The 19789-nt window shown below is 53.6% G+C and carries 20 protein-coding genes; 9 read left to right on the top strand and 11 right to left on the bottom strand.

Annotation, left to right across the window (positions count from 1 at the left end):
- Positions 1-28 precede the first annotated feature (28 nt).
- The 8 genes from DK507_RS12965 to DK507_RS12930 all read right to left on the bottom strand — a co-directional run bounded on the left by DK507_RS12965 (position 29) and on the right by DK507_RS12930 (position 6729).
- Complete coding sequence (locus tag DK507_RS12965) at positions 29-694, bottom strand: F0F1 ATP synthase subunit B (protein ID WP_109356773.1); 666 nt, start codon at positions 692-694, stop codon at positions 29-31.
- Positions 687-1181 (bottom strand): ATPase, encoded by a 495-nt coding sequence (locus DK507_RS12960; protein ID WP_109356772.1) that lies wholly within the window; start codon positions 1179-1181, stop codon positions 687-689. The genes DK507_RS12965 and DK507_RS12960 overlap by 8 nt, the downstream gene beginning before the upstream one ends.
- A gap of 72 nt (positions 1182-1253) precedes the next feature.
- Positions 1254-1481, bottom strand: a complete 228-nt coding sequence (locus tag DK507_RS12955) for a F0F1 ATP synthase subunit C (RefSeq protein WP_108809819.1) — start codon at positions 1479-1481, stop codon at positions 1254-1256.
- Between the two features lie 52 nt (positions 1482-1533).
- Positions 1534-2316 (bottom strand): F0F1 ATP synthase subunit A, encoded by a 783-nt coding sequence (locus DK507_RS12950; RefSeq protein WP_174209045.1) that lies wholly within the window; start codon positions 2314-2316, stop codon positions 1534-1536.
- A gap of 36 nt (positions 2317-2352) precedes the next feature.
- Positions 2353-2667: an AtpZ/AtpI family protein gene (locus DK507_RS12945; protein WP_254054382.1), complete on the bottom strand. Its 315-nt coding sequence runs from the start codon at positions 2665-2667 to the stop codon at positions 2353-2355.
- Positions 2668-2904: 237 nt separating this feature from the next.
- On the bottom strand, positions 2905-3300 hold the full coding sequence (locus DK507_RS12940; RefSeq protein ID WP_109356771.1) for a YdbL family protein: 396 nt from the start codon (positions 3298-3300) through the stop codon (positions 2905-2907).
- Positions 3300-3497 carry a YnbE family lipoprotein gene (locus DK507_RS12935; protein ID WP_109357678.1) on the bottom strand — a complete coding sequence of 66 codons (198 nt, stop codon included), beginning with the start codon at positions 3495-3497 and terminating at the stop codon, positions 3300-3302. The genes DK507_RS12940 and DK507_RS12935 overlap by 1 nt, the downstream gene beginning before the upstream one ends.
- Positions 3498-3543: 46 nt before the next feature.
- Positions 3544-6729, bottom strand: a complete 3186-nt coding sequence (locus tag DK507_RS12930) for a YdbH domain-containing protein (protein WP_109356770.1) — start codon at positions 6727-6729, stop codon at positions 3544-3546.
- 159 nt (positions 6730-6888) lie between these two features.
- Here DK507_RS12930 and radC point away from each other — a divergent pair, with 159 nt between their 5' ends.
- Positions 6889-7605 (top strand): DNA repair protein RadC, encoded by a 717-nt coding sequence (radC, locus tag DK507_RS12925; RefSeq protein WP_109356769.1) that lies wholly within the window; start codon positions 6889-6891, stop codon positions 7603-7605.
- Between the two features lie 8 nt (positions 7606-7613).
- Here the strand turns inward: radC and DK507_RS12920 are convergent, their stop codons facing one another.
- Together DK507_RS12920 and DK507_RS12915 are read right to left on the bottom strand one after the other, a co-directional pair.
- Entirely contained in the window at positions 7614-9776 is a 2163-nt protein-coding gene (locus DK507_RS12920; protein WP_109356768.1) for an FAD-dependent oxidoreductase, read from the bottom strand.
- Between the two features lie 75 nt (positions 9777-9851).
- Complete coding sequence (locus tag DK507_RS12915) at positions 9852-10952, bottom strand: 6-phosphofructokinase (RefSeq protein WP_109356767.1); 1101 nt, start codon at positions 10950-10952, stop codon at positions 9852-9854.
- Between the two features lie 119 nt (positions 10953-11071).
- On the opposite strand from DK507_RS12915, the gene purB reads away from it, so the two are divergent.
- From purB to DK507_RS12875, 8 genes are all read left to right on the top strand, one after another.
- Entirely contained in the window at positions 11072-12373 is a 1302-nt protein-coding gene (gene purB, locus DK507_RS12910) for an adenylosuccinate lyase (RefSeq protein WP_109356766.1), read from the top strand.
- Between the two features lie 103 nt (positions 12374-12476).
- The gene (locus tag DK507_RS12905) at positions 12477-12872 is read left to right on the top strand and encodes a LapA family protein (protein WP_109356765.1); all 396 of its coding nucleotides are present in this window, start codon (positions 12477-12479) and stop codon (positions 12870-12872) included.
- Complete coding sequence (gene pyrF, locus DK507_RS12900; RefSeq protein WP_109356764.1) at positions 12869-13543, top strand: orotidine-5'-phosphate decarboxylase; 675 nt, start codon at positions 12869-12871, stop codon at positions 13541-13543. Before DK507_RS12905 ends, pyrF begins: the two co-directional genes overlap by 4 nt.
- Before the next feature lie 8 nt (positions 13544-13551).
- Positions 13552-14196 (top strand): phosphoribosylanthranilate isomerase, encoded by a 645-nt coding sequence (locus tag DK507_RS12895; RefSeq protein ID WP_109356763.1) that lies wholly within the window; start codon positions 13552-13554, stop codon positions 14194-14196.
- Positions 14180-15421 (top strand): tryptophan synthase subunit beta, encoded by a 1242-nt coding sequence (trpB, locus tag DK507_RS12890; RefSeq protein ID WP_109356762.1) that lies wholly within the window; start codon positions 14180-14182, stop codon positions 15419-15421. The genes DK507_RS12895 and trpB overlap by 17 nt, the downstream gene beginning before the upstream one ends.
- The gene (trpA, locus tag DK507_RS12885) at positions 15418-16206 is read left to right on the top strand and encodes a tryptophan synthase subunit alpha (RefSeq protein ID WP_109356761.1); all 789 of its coding nucleotides are present in this window, start codon (positions 15418-15420) and stop codon (positions 16204-16206) included. Before trpB ends, trpA begins: the two co-directional genes overlap by 4 nt.
- Before the next feature lie 20 nt (positions 16207-16226).
- On the top strand, positions 16227-17081 hold the full coding sequence (gene accD, locus DK507_RS12880) for an acetyl-CoA carboxylase, carboxyltransferase subunit beta (RefSeq protein WP_109356760.1): 855 nt from the start codon (positions 16227-16229) through the stop codon (positions 17079-17081).
- 17 nt (positions 17082-17098) lie between these two features.
- Positions 17099-18421 (top strand): folylpolyglutamate synthase/dihydrofolate synthase family protein, encoded by a 1323-nt coding sequence (locus DK507_RS12875; RefSeq protein ID WP_109356759.1) that lies wholly within the window; start codon positions 17099-17101, stop codon positions 18419-18421.
- Here the strand turns inward: DK507_RS12875 and DK507_RS12870 are convergent.
- Positions 18418-19764 (bottom strand): MFS transporter, encoded by a 1347-nt coding sequence (locus tag DK507_RS12870; RefSeq protein WP_109356758.1) that lies wholly within the window; start codon positions 19762-19764, stop codon positions 18418-18420. The genes DK507_RS12875 and DK507_RS12870 overlap by 4 nt on opposite strands.
- Between the last annotated feature and the right edge of the window lie 25 nt (positions 19765-19789).

The following is a 19789-nucleotide window of genomic DNA, read 5'->3' as shown; positions in this document are numbered from 1 at the left end:
ACCCAGTCCAAACCAAAATTACCTTAGTTTAGTTGAGTTTCGTACCGAGATCACTGATCGTTTTATCGATCATTGACTTGTCTGCTGCCGCATCATGTTTAGCAGCGATCAGGTTCCGGGCTGCGATTGTTGCCGCTCCAGCAGCCTTGGCACGAACGTCGGCAATCGCCGAACGTTCTGCAGCAGCGATCTTGTCTTCCGCCATCTTCTTCCGACGTGCAATCAGGTCTGTAGTCGCTTTCTTCGCGTCTGCGACAACCAGTTCTGCTTCGCTTTCGGCTTGTGCCAAAATTTCAGCTGCTTCGTCATCGGCCGCCCGCAAACGAGACTCGTATTTCGCACGGAGCTTTTCGGATTCTTCACGCAGCTTCTTGGCTTCATCGAGCTGTTCGCGAATATCGGCGATTTTCTTGTCCAACGATGCGCCAATGAGAGCTGGCACTTTCTTCCAAAGCACCAGCGCAACAACAACCAACATTGATAGTGACACAAATACCGTTGCGTCAAACACACCCAAGACAGAAGGGTTCTCGTGGCCACCTTCTACAGGCTGGATCTCCAGCGCTTCGACACCGGTGACGGGGAGGCCCTCATTATCCAAGGGCGATTCCAAACGCTCTCTGACAGCCTCTGAAGCGGCGGGCAATTCTTCTGAATTAGATGCAGCAGCCTGCTGGTTTTGTTCGTTAGCCATGTTTCAAAGCCGCCTTTGTTTCCTTCAAAGCTGCCGCTTTGGTCACTTTCGCGCCAGAGATTTTGGCAACCATATCTTGTGCAACTTCCGCTGAAACGCCTTCAATTTCTTTCAGGGCTTCGTCGGAGCGTGCCTTGATATCCGATTCTGCCGCTGCCAGTTTCGCGGCAATATCGGCATTAGCCTTGGTTTTGCGCTTCTCGGCAGCTGCATTGGCTTTCGCCTTGCTGGCTTCCACCACAGCTTGGGCCTCGCTACGGTCTTTTTCCATTTTGACCCGATAGCTTTCTTCAAGCTCGTCAGCCTTGGAATTGGCCGTGCGTGCCGCTTCCAGATCGTCTGCAATCCGCTTATCCCGAGCATCAACCGTGCCCTGGATTTTCGGAAACATGCCTAAACCGATAACAAGGAAGGTGAACCCGAAAGTCAGCAAAAGCCAGAAAATCTGAGATCCATAGGTTGCGGCAATTTGATCAATTTGTGGCATCGAACCAGAGGCTCCAATAGTTTGAAACAGCGGAGCGGCGTTTCTGCCACCCCGCCGGTTTCATATCATATGTTAGGCAACGAAAATCAGGATCATTGCGACAACAAATGCCAGCAGACCCAAAAGCTCAGCAGCCGCAAAGCCGATGAACAAACGGCCCTGTTGGCCGTCAGCAGCGGATGGATTGCGCAGTGCGCTTTCCAAGAAGCTTCCGAATACGTTACCCACACCTACGGCGGCTACACCGGCACCAATTGCTGCCAGACCTGCGCCCAATAATTTTGCTGCTTCTGCGTCCATGATAGTTACTCCTGTTCAAAAATATCGTTTGGAAATAAAGTCTTGTTTCAAATCAATGCAGGTTTTCTGCATCATTTATGTAAAGCGATGTCAGCAATGCAAAAACATAGGCCTGCACAACCGCCACCAGCAATTCGAGAGCGCTGATACCAATCATCAGCGCAAAGCTTGGGATACCAACCAGCACGCCATAACCTGCACCAGCGTTGGTACTGTTGATCACGAAACCAGCTAGAACCTTTAGCAAGATATGACCCGCGGTCATTGCGACAAAAAGACGCAGTGCGAGGCTGAAAGGACGAACCAGAAAGGACAATAGCTCAACGATGAAGATGAAAGGTATCATCGGAAGCGGCGTCCCGTGCGGGATGAACAGCGAAAAGAAATGGAGCTTATGTTTGGCGAAGCCAACAATCAGCACGATTGAGAAACTCATGATCGCCAATACGCCGGTCACGGTCAGATGGCTTGTAACGGTAAAGGGATGCAATCCCAAGACGCCTACCGGGAGCAGGCCGAAAACGTTCGAAAACAGGATAAACATGAATAGGGAAAACACATAAGGCGCATATTTGCGGCCAGCGGGACCGATATTGGCCTCCATCATATTGTCGATAAAGCCTGTAAAGTCCTCAACCATCATCTGCCAGCGACCGGGAACCAATTCTCGCTTCATACCGCCCAGCATGAATATCCACAGACCAGCAACCGCAACCAGCATCCAGACTGCGCTATTGGTAAACGCAATCTGCTGTCCGCCTAGTGAAAAGCCTTCCAAAATCGTCTGTACCTCAAATTGGTACATTGGATCGATTTTACCTTCTTCAGTCGCCACGCAAGGGACCCCTGTTTTCTAAACGGTGCGCAAAAGTCATTTATGCTTCTTTGCGCTCTCGTTTGAGAGTTTAATAATATTCCTGAATGCCACGATGATCCCCAGAAACAGGAAAACCAAAAGAAGCCATGGCGAGGTCCCGATAAAATGATCGAGCACCCACCCGACCAATGCACCGCCACCAATGCCTGCAATCAAATCCGCCAAAACCCGATTTCCGAGCCGATAATTATCATCGACCCCTTTTTGGGTTTTGCCTGATCTGACCGCCTCTTCTGATGTTGCCTGATCGATCCGCTTTTTCAGCGCCTCTATCTTTGCATCATCGTCCATCAGATTTACCAGGTCCATTCTCTGCCGTGATTCTTTGTAAAACTATTGAAAATCAGCGGAAAAGCCGATTAATCTGGTTCTACTCACGACAGCGAGCAGCCCCGCTAACCGCGCCCGTTTAGAAAAGCGGGTGCGCCAAGTCAACAGCGATGCTGCACTGCAGAAAATTCGATAAAAAATCAGTGATTTGAAACGAAAAAGGGCACGCCGATTTTGGCGGCGCGCCCTTTGTAATAATAATATCTCCAAATGACCTTACGGGCAGCGCGAGTCACGCGTTGGCGCGGCCGAAGTTCTGGTCTGCCAGCTGCCATTGGGTGCCTGATATTTCTCACCAGCCACCGTGCGCATGATCAGATTGCATCCCGAGGTAAAAGCAAACTGCTCCACCGTCGAGTTGGTTTCCTGAGCCTTGCGGGTATAGGCCGCCTTGCGCTTGATGTTCAAATCTTCGACCATGGCTTTCACCGATGCCGATGGAGAGTTCACATAGCCGAGATAGCCATCAGGCTTCTCACCAATCGCGCCCGAAGCACGCGCCGCTGCATAGGCTGGATCACGCTGTGCCATGACCGGCGTCGCAACAATTGCGGTCAAAGCCAAGCCGCCAACGATGGCAGCCGCCTTATTTTTCCGTATAAACTCAAACATCAGAAAATCTCCGCTTCACTGTTAATCAAATCCTTCGCATCGCCATCCAGACGATACACGACCTCTTGCTTAATATTGATATTCAGGTTGATCACTATGGGTTTGTCCGGTGCAGAAACCTGCACACATCCTGCCAGAACGGCACTTAGCCCCAAGGCGACACCAGATATCAGGCCGGTTGTCTTCCTATTCCTCATAATTGATCGAATCGCATTTCCAGACCGATCCGTCAATTGGCATATCTTATGGCTCATTATCGCTTTCCCGTGGCTGAACAGTTGATTCAGAATTACTTTCTAACGCTTTTGCGGCCTCTGCAGCCCGCTCTTCCTGTGCCCTTAACAGCGCTGGCAAGTTCTGGCCGACCAGTATTTCCGGCTCGTAAAAAGCTTTCGCACTGCTCAATAGCTGCATGAAAGGTGCCTGGATGCGGACGTTGAATTCAAGGGGCACCTTGGCGATCTGTTTCGTAAAGAAATTTTTGCTCGCACTATCACCTTGTTGCAGCCCGGCAAATTTCACTTCGGTGATGATCTCTCCATCAATAGCGCCGTCCATGCCGATCGTTAGCTGCTCATATTTGAGAGATTTCAAGGCGTTAAAGGCGAAGTTTGCGAAGGTTCCCATATCTTCATAGGTCAATTCGCCAATATAGGATAGCGAGCCACCGCCTTTGCGCGCAACCAGGTACCCACCGGCAATCCGGCCGCCATCCTGATCAAAGACCATTGGCAATTTCCCATCAAAAACACCCGAAGCCGTGATATTCTCAAAATCAAATTGTGTGAGAAACTGTGCAGCATCAACACCAACAACGGTGAATTCCAACCGCCGTTCCGCGTCCTCGCCCAAATCAAGGATGGTCGGTTCAAGATAAAGCATCCCGCCGGCAAATGGCCATTGGCCGCCTTCCACCTGCATTTTATAGTCAGGCAACAGCCGATAGAAAAGCTGGCCATTAAAGGCCGCAACACCGGGATTGACCTCAGCCATGCGAACGAGTTGACCTTCCGTGGTTTCGAGACCAAGCAAATCTGAGAATTCTATTACCCCGGACAGCCCGGTAACCGGTCCAAAGGCTGCAGCCAGATTGATAGAATCCGTCCGAAAACTGCCCGTACTGCGGACGCCGTCACCGGCTGCATCCCAATTGATTCTTCCCTTACCCGTCACGGTACCGTCGACATTGGCAACTACACCAAGCGTTAAAGGCGTCAGCAATTCTGGCTGCAACCGGTCGTCAAAGGTTAACCCGGAAACCTCGATCACAGCTTCGCCCGTACTGTTTTCCAGCACATGAAGGATGTTGACTGTCGCTACCGCACGCTCTGTAGTTGGTTCCCGCAACAAGCCTTCAGCGATAATTTGTCCATCAGCAAATTTGATCTGGACATTTTTGCTGATCAGCGGGCGAAAGCGTTCAACCTGCTCTTCGTCCCGCACACGCAGCTGTGCGTCAGCCAGGAACGCGCCATCGAGATAGCTCCAGTCACCCTCTACATCATTTAATAGCAAGGGAACGTTCGCGATCTGCCCCTCTGCGCCGGTGATTTTGCCGGTGATCGTCTGCCCGAAAGCGGCACTGAGGCGCGCCATATCAAATTTCGTCATGCTGTCGGCTGTGCCCATGCGAAGGGAAACATCCTGTGCTGTAACACCCTTGGTCATTGAAAAACCAAGCGCACCGCTGGACAGGACAAGTGCTGTTCCACCAACATTACCGGTAAGGTCAAAAGACGGCGCGCGGGCCGCGACATTGAGGTCGCCGCCCTGGCTGGACACGATGCCGCGACTGTTCTCAGGACAAAGCCGTGTGCGGGTCGGCCCAGCGACAAAAGACGCTGAGCGCAAACTGGCAAATTGCAAATCGACACATTCGCGGAACAGGGAAAAGCCCCCTCGCCCACCAAAACTGCCGTTAACCGGTACCTGAAGACCTGTAATCCGGCCGTCTGGTAGTGGGCCGGACAGGATCAAGCGACCATCGAAATTCGTTCCGCCGCCGGGCGCAGGCGCAAAGCTGAGGCTTGGAATATTGAGTTTCGCTGTTCCGGCCTGATAAGCGGCCATATTTACGCTGCCGGCAAAACCGCGTGAGAGGCTGCCGTCATTCAAATCTATTCTGGCGTCGGGGAAACCGCCGCCATTGAGCAGGAGATCGCCTTGCGCGAGCATCCTCACATCATCGCCGACAAAAGTAAGCAAGATCGCGTCATCCAACGCCATCTCTCCACCGGACCGGGAAGTTGCATTTAGCGCATTAATCGCCAATTTGGTTCCCGCCGCTCCTGTATCAAATCGGATATCACCGGTTAGATTGAGAGAATTGCCCGCGTTACGAATCGCTGTAGCCAGCTTTGCCGCAATGGGTCCGATCGGCGTCCCATCCGTCGACGTTGCCAACCCTGCCGTTTGTCCGAGCATGCTGGTGGATATTTTTGCTGACCGAATTTCAGGCGCGCCCTCAAACCGCGCTGTTATCGGATCATCGCCATAGCCAATTTGAAAAGGTCCACTAACCCGCGCAATGTCCGCGCGACCATAAGGTGAAGCCACTTTATTTGTTGTCAGATCGATATTGCCACTGCTGCGGTCTAGATCACCGTTAAAGCCAATTGTCGATTTTACTGCCTTGGCACTATAGTCGGCGTAAACCAGTGGCCCGCCCGATATACCTGCATCGCCTGACCAGCTTGTAAAATCCTGACCCAGTTCCAATGCAATCTGAACGCCTATATCTTTCGCTGACAATTCCAGGTCGGGACATTGCACATCGGGAAGGCGCAGTGGACCATTCAAACGGGGTTTGCGCTGGCTGATCGCAATCTCCCCAAAATAACTGGGATCAGAAATAGAACAGCCGCCCAAATTCAGGCTTTTACTCAATGCGGCGAGCTCACCTTCAAAGCCGTCATGCAAGTTGCCAGCGCCGTTTAGGGCCAACCCAACCGCGCCAAAGTCACTATCGATCCGCAATTGGGCCGTTTCAACGGTCAGTGCAATATCGGGCAGAGCCAGAGGACTATCATCTTCCGGATCCGAAAACTTGTCGAGTGCTCCAAGGGACAGTTTGCCGTCTTGTAAACGACCAAATGCCTTGACCCCTGTTGCTCGGACCCAGTTTATTCCGGCCCCGCCTGTCCCCACACTATTTCCGATTTCCACCAGGTCCGCTGTCAAATCAGGCTGCTGGGGATCGCCAATTACCAAATTGCGGATGACCTGCTTCCGCAAACCGATATCTTCAATCTCGTAACTCGCCTCTATGTCCAGATCATTGAGCTGCGAGCGGACGAAATTATCGGCAATAGTGATCCGACTGAACCACAAGATGAGAAAGCCGACCAGCAACAGAAACAGGACCAGATAGACAAATAGCCGTCGCCCCAATCGGCGCCCTATCGGACCTTGGTCGGTTTCTTCCTCCATGGCGATTGAAATGCAGAAGTCTAGCTTAAGTTGCAATGTACAAGTGCGCAGGACGAATAGTTTTTACGTCATTTTTTTGGAATTGGACATATTCGGCCAATTCAGCAGGTTAATGGGCTTTCTTATCTCATTTCCCGACAAACAATCTATAGTTCGGCCATGCCCGCTCTGGATAACGCCCAAAAATCCAAACGAAACACAAAAGGCCATCACGGCGAAGGCCATCGCGCCCGACTGCGTGAACGCTTGCTAAACGGTGGCAGCGAAGCACTTCTGGACCACGAGCTCGTCGAGTATCTGCTTGCTCTAGCCATCAGGCGACAAGACACGAAACCGTTGGCAAAGGACCTTATCGATACATTTGGTAGTCTGTCAGCACTACTGACAGCCGATGGGGAATCGATCAGGAAGGTAACGGGAATGGGCGAAAACAGCACGGCGGCGATCAAGATTGTACAGGCGGCCGCGCTACGCATGGTTTCCGAGCCCGTCCGTGAGCAACCGGTTCTGACGAGCTGGCAAGCGCTACTTGACTATCTTCGCGCGGATATGGCGCATCTTGTCCACGAAAGGGTCCGGGTATTGCATCTTAACAGCAAAAACCGGCTGATCCGTGACGAACTGATCAGCGAAGGCTCAATCGATCAGGCGGCGATCTATACACGAGAAGTCATCAAACGAGCGCTGGAACTCGGGTCTGCGGCGATAATATTGGTTCACAATCATCCAAGTGGTGATAGCACGCCCAGCCGTCAGGACATCGCCGTTACCAAGGATATATGCGACGCCGGCAGAAAACTAGGCATCGCGGTGCATGACCATATCATTATCGGCATGGACGGCCACACATCCTTTCGATCAAAAGGTTTGATCTAAGTACCGCTTTAAGCACCGCTATCCTTGCCGGTGATTAGGCGAATGCCGAGTTGCAGCGTGAAATAGGACCATATCCAGTTCACTAGTACCGCTATCCGGTTTCGCATCCCGGAGAGAAAACCGACATGCACCGCGCCCCACAACCACCAGGCCAAAGCGCCATGCAGTTTCATAAAGCCGAAATCTGCAACGGCGCTTTTGCGACCGATGGTCGCAAGGCTGCCTTGGTGCTTGTACTGGAAGGGCGCAATCTGCTTGTCGTCCAGAAGCTGTTTTTGGATATAGTCGGCCACATAGACCCCCGCTTGCTTGGCGGCAGGAGCCAGTCCCGGAACCGGATTGCCGTCCCACGCATTGCTACCTGCCGTATCGCCAATCGCGAAGACATTCTCGTGGCCTGTAATTCGCAAATAGTCATCCACAGCGACCCGCCCTGCCCGATCGGTTTCGGCATCCAGCCATTTACCGGCAGGAGAGGCAATCACTCCTGCGGCCCAGAGCACCGTTTCGGTCGCAATTTCCATATCATCGCCGATTTTCACACGATCAGCGGCAATATCTGTCACGCGCGACTTCAGGTGGATGTCCACACCCAGGTTGCCAAGCGAAGCTGCTGCGTGCGCCGACAAATCTTCAGGAAAGGCTGGTAATATCCGATCGCCTGATTGCACCAATATGATCTGTGCTTGAGCTGGGTCAATTCTGCTAAACTCATCCTTCAACCCCTGATGGGCCAGTTCGGCAATCGCGCCGGCCAGTTCCACACCAGTAGGCCCAGCTCCCACAATGACGAAGGTCAGCAGTCGTTTCACCCGTTCAGGATCATTGGACGATTCTGCCCTTTCAAAAGCGCGTAGCACGTGAGCACGGACCGATACGCCATCTTCGATGGTTTTCAGGCCAGGTGCATAGGGGGCCCACTCATCTTTGCCGAAATAGCTATGGGATGCACCGGTGGCCAGAACGAGATGGTCATAGTCCAGGCTGTTCCGCCCATAAGTCAACGTCTTCGTCTTGCTGTCGACGTTGCTAACCTCACCCAATAGCACCCGCACGTTACCGTCATTGCGGAACAATCCCCGGATCGGTGTAGCAACATCGGCAGGTGACAGCGCGGCTGTTGCAATTTGATAAAGCAGTGGCTGGAACAAATGATAGTTATGTCGATCAATAAGCGTGATCCGCACAGGCAGGTTTTTTAATTTGGCTACGCAGGCCAAGCCACCAAAACCGGCACCCACAACGACAATATGCGGCCAATGTTCGGGTACATCCTCATATTTGCGATCAAACAAAATATTATGTTCCAGCCAGTTTGAGGTCATCCGGTCGACAGATAGATAGCCAGCACCAAATATGATCATCAATCCAAAGAGCAACATGGGATAAAGCGTCAAATCCGGATGCAGACCCATTACGGCCAATGTGCTGAGGGCGACTATCAACGCAAGGCCAGTTAGCGGAATAACCATTCCGAGAACCAGCAGCAGAGCCAATCCAATGACTATGATTGGATCAATGCCAGCAAAGCTCTTCACGGGCAGGAAAAGCTCCGCCTCTGTCATGCTTGTCATACCGGCAACAACGAGCAAGGTTACCGCCAGCCATATCCGAATGATCAGCAGCCAGGCCAACGCAGCCTTGTCCGTCAAATATTCAAAAAAGCGCATGATGGGATCAGCAAATGGCAGAGCGCTGCCGCTCAATCCTCCGGCCACGGCGCGATCGAAGGAAAAACCTTTTGCCCCGCGCAACACAAACCAACCCAAAATAGCGATCAGCCACAAATTGAGATCGGTCGGAACATACTCAACCTGACTCACCACGAGCAGCATCAATATGGCGAGCGCGGCTTCCCGTGTTAACAGGCCGATCAGGAGCAATATCGGCGCTACGATTTCGATGGTCACGCCAATCACCGCTGCAGTCTCTGGCGCCATCCACGAAACGGGATATTCGAACCGTGCAAGGCTCAGCGCCGTATCCCAGTCCGATAGTTTCACGACACCAGAACGAAATATCGCCTGCGCGACAAAAAACCGGACAAGCAGATCGAAGACCGGGCTGATCAAGCCGATTATGGAACGATAGGTCTTCACCCATATACGGAGCGTTACCCGCAAAAAAGGTGACAGGCGTTCTTCTTGCAGCATGGATTGATCGACAGTCATTTCATGATCCCCTCATCACCTTATTCGCGCGATGCCTGTTTAAGTTACACCACCTCAACACGCTCAAATATCGTCTTAATATAGAAACATCGGCATACCTTCTATCTGCACGAGATTGGCCCGATATTCGCGCGCATCGTAAAGACCAGATACGTTAACACCTTTGGTTCCGCCCAGCAGCGTCCCAATAGGCACGACACCGTAGTTGCCATCTTCAAGGCAAACCATGTTCGATGTGCGACCTTCCTCGATCAGTTGCACCGCCAAGGCGCCAAATGCGAATCCAACCATCCGATCCATTGCATCCGGCTCACCAGCCCGCATCAGGTAGGCGAGTTCCTGAACAATTGTCCGCTCGGGCGACCGTGCCTCAATTTCTCTCGCCAATCGGGTGCCTATATTCACGCCGATCCGGTTGGTGTTGGATTTGCTTATCTCACCATCATCCGTATCACTACCTGCCAATTGAGCTCCTTCGGACACAAGGCAGATGGCATAGCTTTCCGGATTATTCGCCTTGTCTTTCAGCAACAAGGGCAAGAGCACATCAATATCCGCAGGCACTTCGGCGATCACGGTGCGATCAGCCTGAGACAAAAAGCCGGACAGCAGAGCAGTTTCGCCAGAACGCCGGCCAAACAGTTCGATCACCGCGATCCGTTCGTGGCTGGCCACCGTTGTTCTGAGTGCATTTATCGCAGCGACGGACCGGGTGACAGCGGTTGAAAAACCGATACAATAATCGGTACCGAACACATCATTGTCCATCGTCTTGGGGATAGAAATGACATCGCGCCCTAGACTGGCGAGATGCGCTGAGAAACGCAATGTTCCATCGCCGCCCATGGTGATCAGCGCATCCACCTTCAGCGCATCCAGTATATCAAGTACTTTTTGTGTTTGGTCACCCTCACTGGTGTTTCGAGGGTCGCAGCGCGAGCTGTGTAAAATGGTTCCACCTTGCCGATCAATACCCCGCACTGCGTCTCTATCCAGCACCATCGCTGAGTTTTCCAGCGACCAGGGATCGGTTGGATCGGTTTCCAGTACCCCTTCCCAGCCGCGGCGCAGTCCAATGACATCCCAACCGCGCTGCCAGGCAGCCATGGCAATCGATCGGATACACGGGTTAAGGCCAGGAACATCGCCGCCGCCGGTTAATACTGCCAGACGCATATTTTTCTCCCCAATGAACCACGTTGCCGACTCATAATGTAGCTGCTAGCGGGTCCGCAAATCTCTGGTCATGCTATGATTGGATTAAACCAGCTTTTTCAGTTTCAAGGAAAGAAAAAATGATCCCGCGCTATTCTCGCCCCGATATGGTTGCCATTTGGGAACCTGAATCCAAATTCCAGATATGGTTCGAGATAGAGGCGCACGCGACCGATGCTCTTGCCGAACTGGGCGTTGTGCCGAAGGAAGCGGCGGCTGCGATTTGGGCCAAAGGTAAATTTGATGTCGCGCGAATTGACGAGATTGAACGCGAAGTAAAACATGACGTCATCGCCTTCCTGACCAATGTTGCTGAAAATGTCGGTGAAGAGGCCCGCTTCATGCACCAGGGCATGACATCAAGCGATGTACTCGACACCTGTGTGGCCGTCCAACTGACCCGCGCGACGGACATATTGCTCGATGATATGGACAAGTTGCTCGCGGCGATCAAAACCCGTGCTTACGGGCATAAGCTGACCCCGACCATTGGCCGCAGCCACGGGATTCATGGCGAGCCGGTGACTTTCGGTATGAAATTGGCGCAAGCTTATGCCGAGTTTGAACGGAACCGTGAACGACTGGTTTTGGCGCGCAAGGAAATTGCGACCTGTGCAATATCAGGCGCGGTGGGTACCTTCGCCAATATCGACCCGAAAGTCGAAGCGCATGTCGCGGAAAAAATGGGGTTAGAAATAGAGCCCGTTTCTACACAGGTTATTCCGCGCGATCGCCATGCCCAATATTTTGCGACTTTGGCTGTTGTCGCGTCATCTGTGGAACGCCTTGCCGTTGAAATTCGCCACTTGCAGCGGACCGAGGTTCTGGAAGCGGAAGAGTATTTCTCACCCGGACAAAAAGGTTCGAGCGCGATGCCACACAAACGCAACCCGATCCTAACCGAAAACCTGACCGGACTTGCACGGATGGTACGGAGCTATGCCCTGCCCGCGATGGAGAATGTTGCTCTATGGCATGAGCGGGATATCTCCCACAGCTCAGTCGAACGGATGATTGGTCCTGACGCCACAATCACTTTGGACTTCGCCCTCGCGCGTTTAACCGGTGTGGTCGAAAAACTCCTCATCTATCCGGAGCGCATGCAGAAAAATCTCGACCGGATGGGCGGGCTTGTGCACTCCCAGCGCGTACTGCTGGCGCTTACACAAGCAGGTATCAGCCGGGAAGACAGCTACCGCATCGTTCAGCGTAACGCTATGAAGGTCTGGGAATCAGATGGCGAAGTGGCTTTGCTTGACCTGCTGAAAGCTGATCCCGACGTAACGGCAAAACTGTCGCATGAGGAATTGGAAGAGAGCTTTAATCTAGATTATCATTTCAAGCATATCGACACGATTTTCGATCGAGTTTTTGGCGACTGAAGTCCGAGACAAAAAATCCGCCATGTGATCCAGAACGGCAACACTCTGGTCACTGGTCGAAATTACGGGTAATGTGCATGAAATGGGTAATTGAGGGTTCCGAATGCAATTCATAAAAACACTTTTCTGGGTTATATTGGCCGTCATTTTGGTGGTGTTTGCTGTTAATAACTGGTCGCCAACGTCGGTGCTGATTTGGCAAGATATCCGCATAGACACGAAACTGCCTGTTCTCGTTATCGGCGCGTTCCTGTTGGGTTTCGTCCCTATGTGGATACTTCACCGTACATCAAAATGGCGCCTCAATCGCCGTATCAAGACGCTTGAAGCGGCTGCTCGACCGGTACCGGTGTCCAGTACGGCGGCAAGTAATGCAACCAAACCCTCGCCGGCACCAACAAAGCCAGCAGCGACTCCGCTGGACTTGGGCAAGGAACAAATCTCTGAGCCTGCTGCAGTTTCACCGATCACAGGCGACGACAAGGCTGCCGGCACATGAGTAATCCCATATATGTTGCGCTCGATACGCCCATATTGGACAATGCGGTTGCACTCGCCAAATCGATCAACGGTCATGTCGGCGGATTGAAACTCGGCCTCGAGTTTTTCTGCGCCAATGGCCATCACGGAGTACATGAGATCCAGAAAATCGGATTGCCGATTTTTCTCGATCTGAAACTCCATGATATCCCGAACACGGTCGCAAAAGCGATGCAGGCGATTAATGTCCTCGAGCCCGCGATAGTGACGGTGCATGCATCCGGCGGACGGGCGATGATGGAAGATGCCAAAGCAGCGGCAGGCAGCAACACCAAGGTTGTCGGCGTTACCTTGCTAACCTCTCTTGACCAAAATGACATGGGCAAGATCGGTTATAGCGGCACCCCGCATGATCAGGTTGAGCGCCTGGCCAACCTCGCCGCCGAGGCCGGGCTGGACGGCATTGTCTGTTCCGGCAATGAAGTGGGTGCAGCGCATAAAATCTGGAAAGAGGGCTATTTTGTTGTACCCGGTCTGCGCCCTGCCAACGGTAAGGCTGGCGATCAAAAACGCACGGTAACGCCGCGCGCTGCACGCGATAGTGGCGCCAGTGTCCTGGTCATTGGCCGCCCGATCACAGCGGCGGAAAATCCAAATGCCGCGGCGCGATCGATTGAAGCCACGCTCTAAGCGAACCCATGAAAACCCAGATTAAAATTTGCGGCTTGTCCGACATCACGACGATCAACGCCGCCGCTGACGCCGGTGCTGACTATATCGGCCTTGTGCACTTCGAGAAAAGCCCGCGTCATGTGTCGCTGGAGCGCGCAGCCGAACTGCGTGAAGCTGCTCCGGAGTCGTTAAAAATAGTATTGTTGCTGGTCAACGCAGACCCGAAACTGACCGGGCATGTGATCAACTTTGTCCGCCCCGATGTGATTCAGTTTCATGGCAGTGAAACCCCCGAATGGATCAAACTGGTGCGCGATCAAAGCAATGTCGAGGTCTGGAAAGCACTCGGCCTGCGCGACAAGGCGACACTCGCCAAGAGCGCTCGGTTCGATGATGCCGCTAATCGTCTGTTGTTCGATGCTCCGGCAAAGGCCCTACCAGGCGGCACGGGAACGAGCTTTGACTGGTCTGTCCTGAAGGGGCATGATCACAAATTGCCATGGGGTCTTGCCGGCGGTTTGGATGCCGATAATGTCGTGAGTGCGATGGAAGCGACGAGTCCTCCACTCGTCGATGTTTCCTCTGGCGTTGAATCCGCGCCGGGCGTCAAAGATGTGGACAGAATCGCTGCCTTTTGCCAAGCGGTTCGCACATATGACCAAACACGATAAACTCTCGAACAGCTTCCGCAATCAGCCCGATGAACGCGGTCATTTTGGCCAATTTGGCGGGCGTTATGTAGCCGAGACGCTGATGCCGCTGGTCCTTGATCTGGAAAAGCATTATCGCGCGGCGCAGGCTGATCCGACTTTTGCCGAAGAATTTGATGACCTGCTGGAACATTATGTCGGTCGTCCGAGCCCGCTCTATTTTGCCGAGCGCCTGACCGAGCATGTCCGGAAAGACGCACCAGAGGGTAAAGGCGCACAAATCTGGTTCAAGCGTGATGAGCTCAACCATACCGGCGCGCATAAGATCAACAATTGCATTGGCCAGATTTTGCTCGCCAAGCGCATGGTTAAGACCCGGATCATCGCTGAAACCGGCGCGGGTCAGCATGGCGTGGCCACGGCCACCGTCTGCGCCCGCTTTGGTCTGCCATGTGTCATCTATATGGGCGCCACCGATATTGAGCGGCAGAAGCCGAATATCTTCCGGATGCGGTTACTGGGTGCAGAAGTTGTGCCCGTAACCAGTGGTTCAGCGACGCTCAAGGACGCAATGAATGACGCTTTGCGCGACTGGGTCGCCAATGTGCATGACACGTTCTACATCATCGGCACCGCCGCTGGCCCGCATCCCTATCCCGAGCTGGTGCGCGATTTCCAAAGCGTGATCGGTCGCGAAGCACGGGCACAGCTGCTCGAGCGCACCGGTCGCCTGCCCGATCTTTTGGTGGCGGCTATTGGTGGCGGTTCTAATGCCATTGGTCTGTTTCATCCGTTCCTTGATGATCCCGACGTCGAAATGCTGGGTATTGAAGCGGCGGGCCATGGATTGGAAAAAGAACATGCCGCATCGCTGGCGGGCGGCAAGCCCGGCATTTTGCACGGCAACAAGACCTATCTGCTGCAGGACGAAGACGGCCAGATTGACGAAGCACATTCGATCAGCGCTGGCCTCGACTATCCTGGCATTGGACCAGAACATAGCTGGCTGAAGGAATCCGGCCGGGTGCGTTATGACAGCGTGACCGATACGGAAGCGCTGGAAGCGTTCCAGCTGCTCTGCGGCACCGAAGGGATTATCCCGGCGCTGGAGCCGAGCCATGCAATTGCAGCCGTGGCGCGCGAAGCCGTGAAGATGGACAAGGACCAGATCATTCTCGCCAATCTCTGCGGGCGCGGCGACAAGGATATTTTCACAGTCGCCGAGGCTTTGGGGACGGAGATATGACCCGCCTTTCCTCAGTCTTCCCAACCAACCGCGCGGCCCTCGTCACCTTCGTCACCGGCGGTGACCCAAGCGCTGCCGACACTGGCGCTGTTCTTGACGCACTTGTCGAAGGCGGTGCCGACATTATCGAACTTGGCATGCCGTTCACCGACCCTATGGCTGACGGCCCTTCTATTCAGGCCGCGAATATCCGCAGCCTCGGCGCAGGTACAAAAACCGCGGACATATTGAATATCGCGACAGCCTTTCGCCAACGCCATCCCACGGTTCCGCTAGTCCTGATGGGCTATGCCAATCCGATGACCATCCGTGGGGCCGACTGGTTTGCCGATGCTTGTGTTGATGCGGGGGTTGATGGCGTGATCTGCGTTGATATTCCGGTAGAGGAAGATGACAGCTTGGGCGACGCGCTGCGCGCCAAGGATGTTGCCGTGATCCGTCTCGCTACACCGACGACCGATGCCGAACGCTTGCCGGAGATATTGAACAACGCTTCAGGCTTCCTCTATTACGTCTCGGTCGCAGGCATCACGGGATTACAACAGGCGGCACAGGCCAGCATCGAGGAAGCGATTACACGCCTAAAAGCGGGTACAGATCTACCCGTCGCCGTGGGTTTCGGCGTTCGCACACCGGAACAGGCCGCCGATATCGCTCGCGTTGCCGATGGCGTTGTCGTTGGCTCGGCGATTGTCGAGATTATCGCCGAACATGGAGCCGACGCTGCGCCGCATGTCAAAGACTATGTAAAATCGCTTTCTGATGCTATCAGAAGCGCGCGCTAAAAAATCTGAGGAATTGACGCATGTCTTGGCTTAGCAATGTCCGTAACAAGATCGCTTCGATCACCAAAAAAGAATCACCGGATAACCTCTGGCACAAATGCAAGAAATGCGATGCGATGGTGTTCCTCAAGGAATATGAGGACAATATGCATATCTGTCCGAAATGCGAGCATCATGGCCGGATCGGGCCGATGACCCGTTTTGAGCAGATCATGGATGAGAATAGCTGGAAGATAATACCCTTTTCAGCGGTCCCGGAAGATCCGCTGAAATTCAAGGATCAGAAAAAATATACCGAACGCCTGAAAGCCGCGCGCGCCAAAACCGAGGAACAGGACGCTTGGGTGAATGTTACTGGTACAATCGAAGGACATAAGTGCGTAGTTGGTGTTCAGGATTTTGCTTTTCTAGGCGGCTCCATGGGGCTCGCCGTTGGACAGGCTTTTGTCGATGCAGCCAATCGTGCCATTGAAGATCAATGCCCACTTATCTGTTTTACCGCTTCAGGTGGTGCGCGGATGCAGGAAGGCACCCTGTCTTTGATGCAGATGCCTAAAACAACAGTCGCTATTTCAATGATGAAAGAAGCCGGCATCCCTTATATTGTTGTTTTGACAGATCCAACTTCGGGCGGCGTTATGGCAGCTTATGCAATGCTTGGAGATGTTCAGATTGCAGAACCTGACGCTACGTTAGCATTTACGGGGCGACGCGTGATTGAGAATACTATCCGTGAAAAATTACCTGACGATTTCCAAACTTCGGAATATTATTTCGATCACGGTATGTTGGACATGGTTGTTCACCGCAAGGAACTGCGCGCCGAACTGGCCCGCGTTATGAGCTATCTCATGGCATGGAAAACAGCGGCTTAACTCAGCCGCACCCATTCATGGCAGACGGCGCAAGATCCGACCATCCGGCGGTTCAGAAACAACTCGACCGGCTTTCGCTGCTGTCACCCGGACGCGATGTACTGGGGCTGGAGCGGATCAGAGCGGTCATGGAGCGCGTGGGCAATCCGCATCTGAGTCTGCCGCCGGTTTTTCATGTTGCGGGGACCAACGGCAAAGGCTCTACCTGCGCCTTTTTGCGCGCAGCGATAGAGGCCGAAGGCCTGAAAGCGCATGTCTATTCCAGTCCGCATCTGGTGCGTTTCAATGAACGGATCAGGCTTGCCGGAGCATTGATCGAAGACGAATATCTTGCGGCGTTGCTGGCGCATGTCCTCGACGCCAGCGAGGACATTAATCCTAGTTTTTTTGAAGCGACCACGGCGGCGGCTATGCTTGCGTTTGCCGAAACATCGGCTGATGCCTGCATTTTGGAAGTCGGCCTGGGCGGGCGGCTCGATGCAACAAATATTGTGCCTGCACCTGCAGCGACGGGCATGGCAGCACTTGGCATCGATCATGAGGCTTTTCTTCTTTCTCCCGAAGGCGGAACCCCAGCCGATCCGATGGTGCGCATTGCATGGGAGAAGGCAGGCATTGCCAAATCCGATGTCCCGCTGCTCACTCAAAAATACCGTGATGATATGGCGAAAGTCGTGGCGGAACATGCCGCGGCCACCCACGCAAAATATCTGCCGCGAGGCGAAAATTGGGACGCTGCGGTCTATGATGACCAGCTGCATTATCGCGATGAGAGGGGCAAACTGACCCTGCCCTTACCGGCCTTGCCCGGCCCTCATCAGGCGGACAATGCAGCTCTTGCGATCGCCATGTTGCGCCATCAACACGAAATAGAGGTTTCCGAAGCAGCCTTTCGCGCCGCGATGGGCTGGGCGCAATGGCCTGCGCGCTTGCAAAAGCTATCATCGGGCCCGTTGCGGGACATTCTGCCAAGGGACACCGAAACGTGGCTCGATGGAGGGCATAATGTAAATGCCGGCGAGGCTTTGGCGGCTCATTTCGACAGCTGCGCCGACGGTTCCATCCACCTGGTTCTCGGCATGCTCGCTAACAAAGACCCTGCCGCGATTGTCGGACCGTTAAAACCCAAAATCGCCAGTATCACCGTTGTGCCTGTCGAGGGCCACGAAGCGCATGAGATGGCGGATTTCGTGGGCTCTGAAGTGCCTGTTTCAGATGCTCCCAATGCTATGGAAGCATTGAAGGTCATCGCTACGCAGAAGCCCGAAACCGTTATGATTGCGGGATCTCTCTATCTCGCTGGCACGGTTTTGGAGGCTAATCGGCAATTGCCGGATTAAGTTGTCTTCGGAGCTTCCTCCTCAATCGCATGTTCGGTACCCGCAGTACCTAAGGACCGGTCCACCAATCCCGACCGGATCATCAGCCAGAACATGATAACCCCGGGTAAGGCGGCAAGCGTCGTCAAAAGGTAGAAGTTGACATAGCCCATCCACTCAATCAACGACCCAGCCGTCGTTCCGGTTAGGAATCGTCCCAGAATACTGGCAGCCGCCGAAAGCAAAGCGAACTGGGTTGCCGTAAAGCTCAAATTGCAAAGTGCAGACAGATAGGCGACCACGGCGACGCCGCCGATACCACTGGCAAAATTCTCAAAACCAATGGCCGCTGCCATAGCCCAGTTGTTGTGGCCGCTTGCCGCCAGTCCGGCGAACGAGAGGTTGCTGACGGCCATTAAAATGAGACTCAGCATAACCGCCTTTTTCATACCCAGCCGGGAATAGACGATACCGCCTACGAATATACCGATCAGAAAGGCGATGAAACCAAGACTGACATCATAAAAGGCAATCTCGTCATTGGTGAAACCGAGGTCCTCAAACAACAGCCGGAAAGTCAAGTTTGCTAAAGTGTCGCCAATTTTATGGACCAGTACGAACAGCAAAACGACAGGCGCGCCGGAGCGTTTGAAAAATTCTACCAGCGGACTGACATACGCAATCGCCGCTTGTATCGGTCCTTTGAGTGGCTGCGGTTCCTGACGCCGAGCAGGTTCGCGCATGATCAGCCCGACAAACACAGCAAACAGCGCGAACAACGAACAGACATAATATGCGATCGACCAGTTGCTGCGCGCTGCAATGACAAGCGCAACCGCACCCGCCGTGGCTGCGCCAATGCGCCAGCCATATTGCGACATCCCTGAGCCGACACCCAATTGTTCGGGCTCCAGCAATTCGATGCGATAGGCATCAATCACGACGTCAAAGGTTGCCCCCGCAACACCAACCAAAGTCGCGGCCACGGCGACCGCGATTATATCGGCTTTGGGATCCAGTGATCCAAGATAGATGATCGCGGCCATTGCCAGAGCCGCAGTCAGGATCAGCCAGGACAAGCGCTGGCCCATTCGGCCGATGATCGGAAGTTTCACTACGTCGATAATCGGAGCCCAGAGCCATTTGAAATTATAGGCAAGAAACGTCAGGGCAAAGGCCGTAACAGTGGATTTCTCGATCCCCGCCTGCGCCAGGCGTGTTGTAAGAGTTGCTGCTATCATCGTCAGCGGCAGCGCCGAAGAAATGCCGAGGAAGAAGGCCGATAACGGTGCCGCTTCACTATAGGGTCTGACACCAGCGGGTAATATTTTACGCCATCCGATGTCTGCTGTTTGTTCACTCACGCCATACTCTCCCTCGAACTGAGAG

This window comes from Sphingorhabdus sp. EL138 (genome assembly GCF_900258045.1).
Lineage (GTDB): Bacteria > Pseudomonadota > Alphaproteobacteria > Sphingomonadales > Sphingomonadaceae > Parasphingorhabdus.
This window is presented reverse-complemented; position numbering and strand designations above follow the sequence as displayed.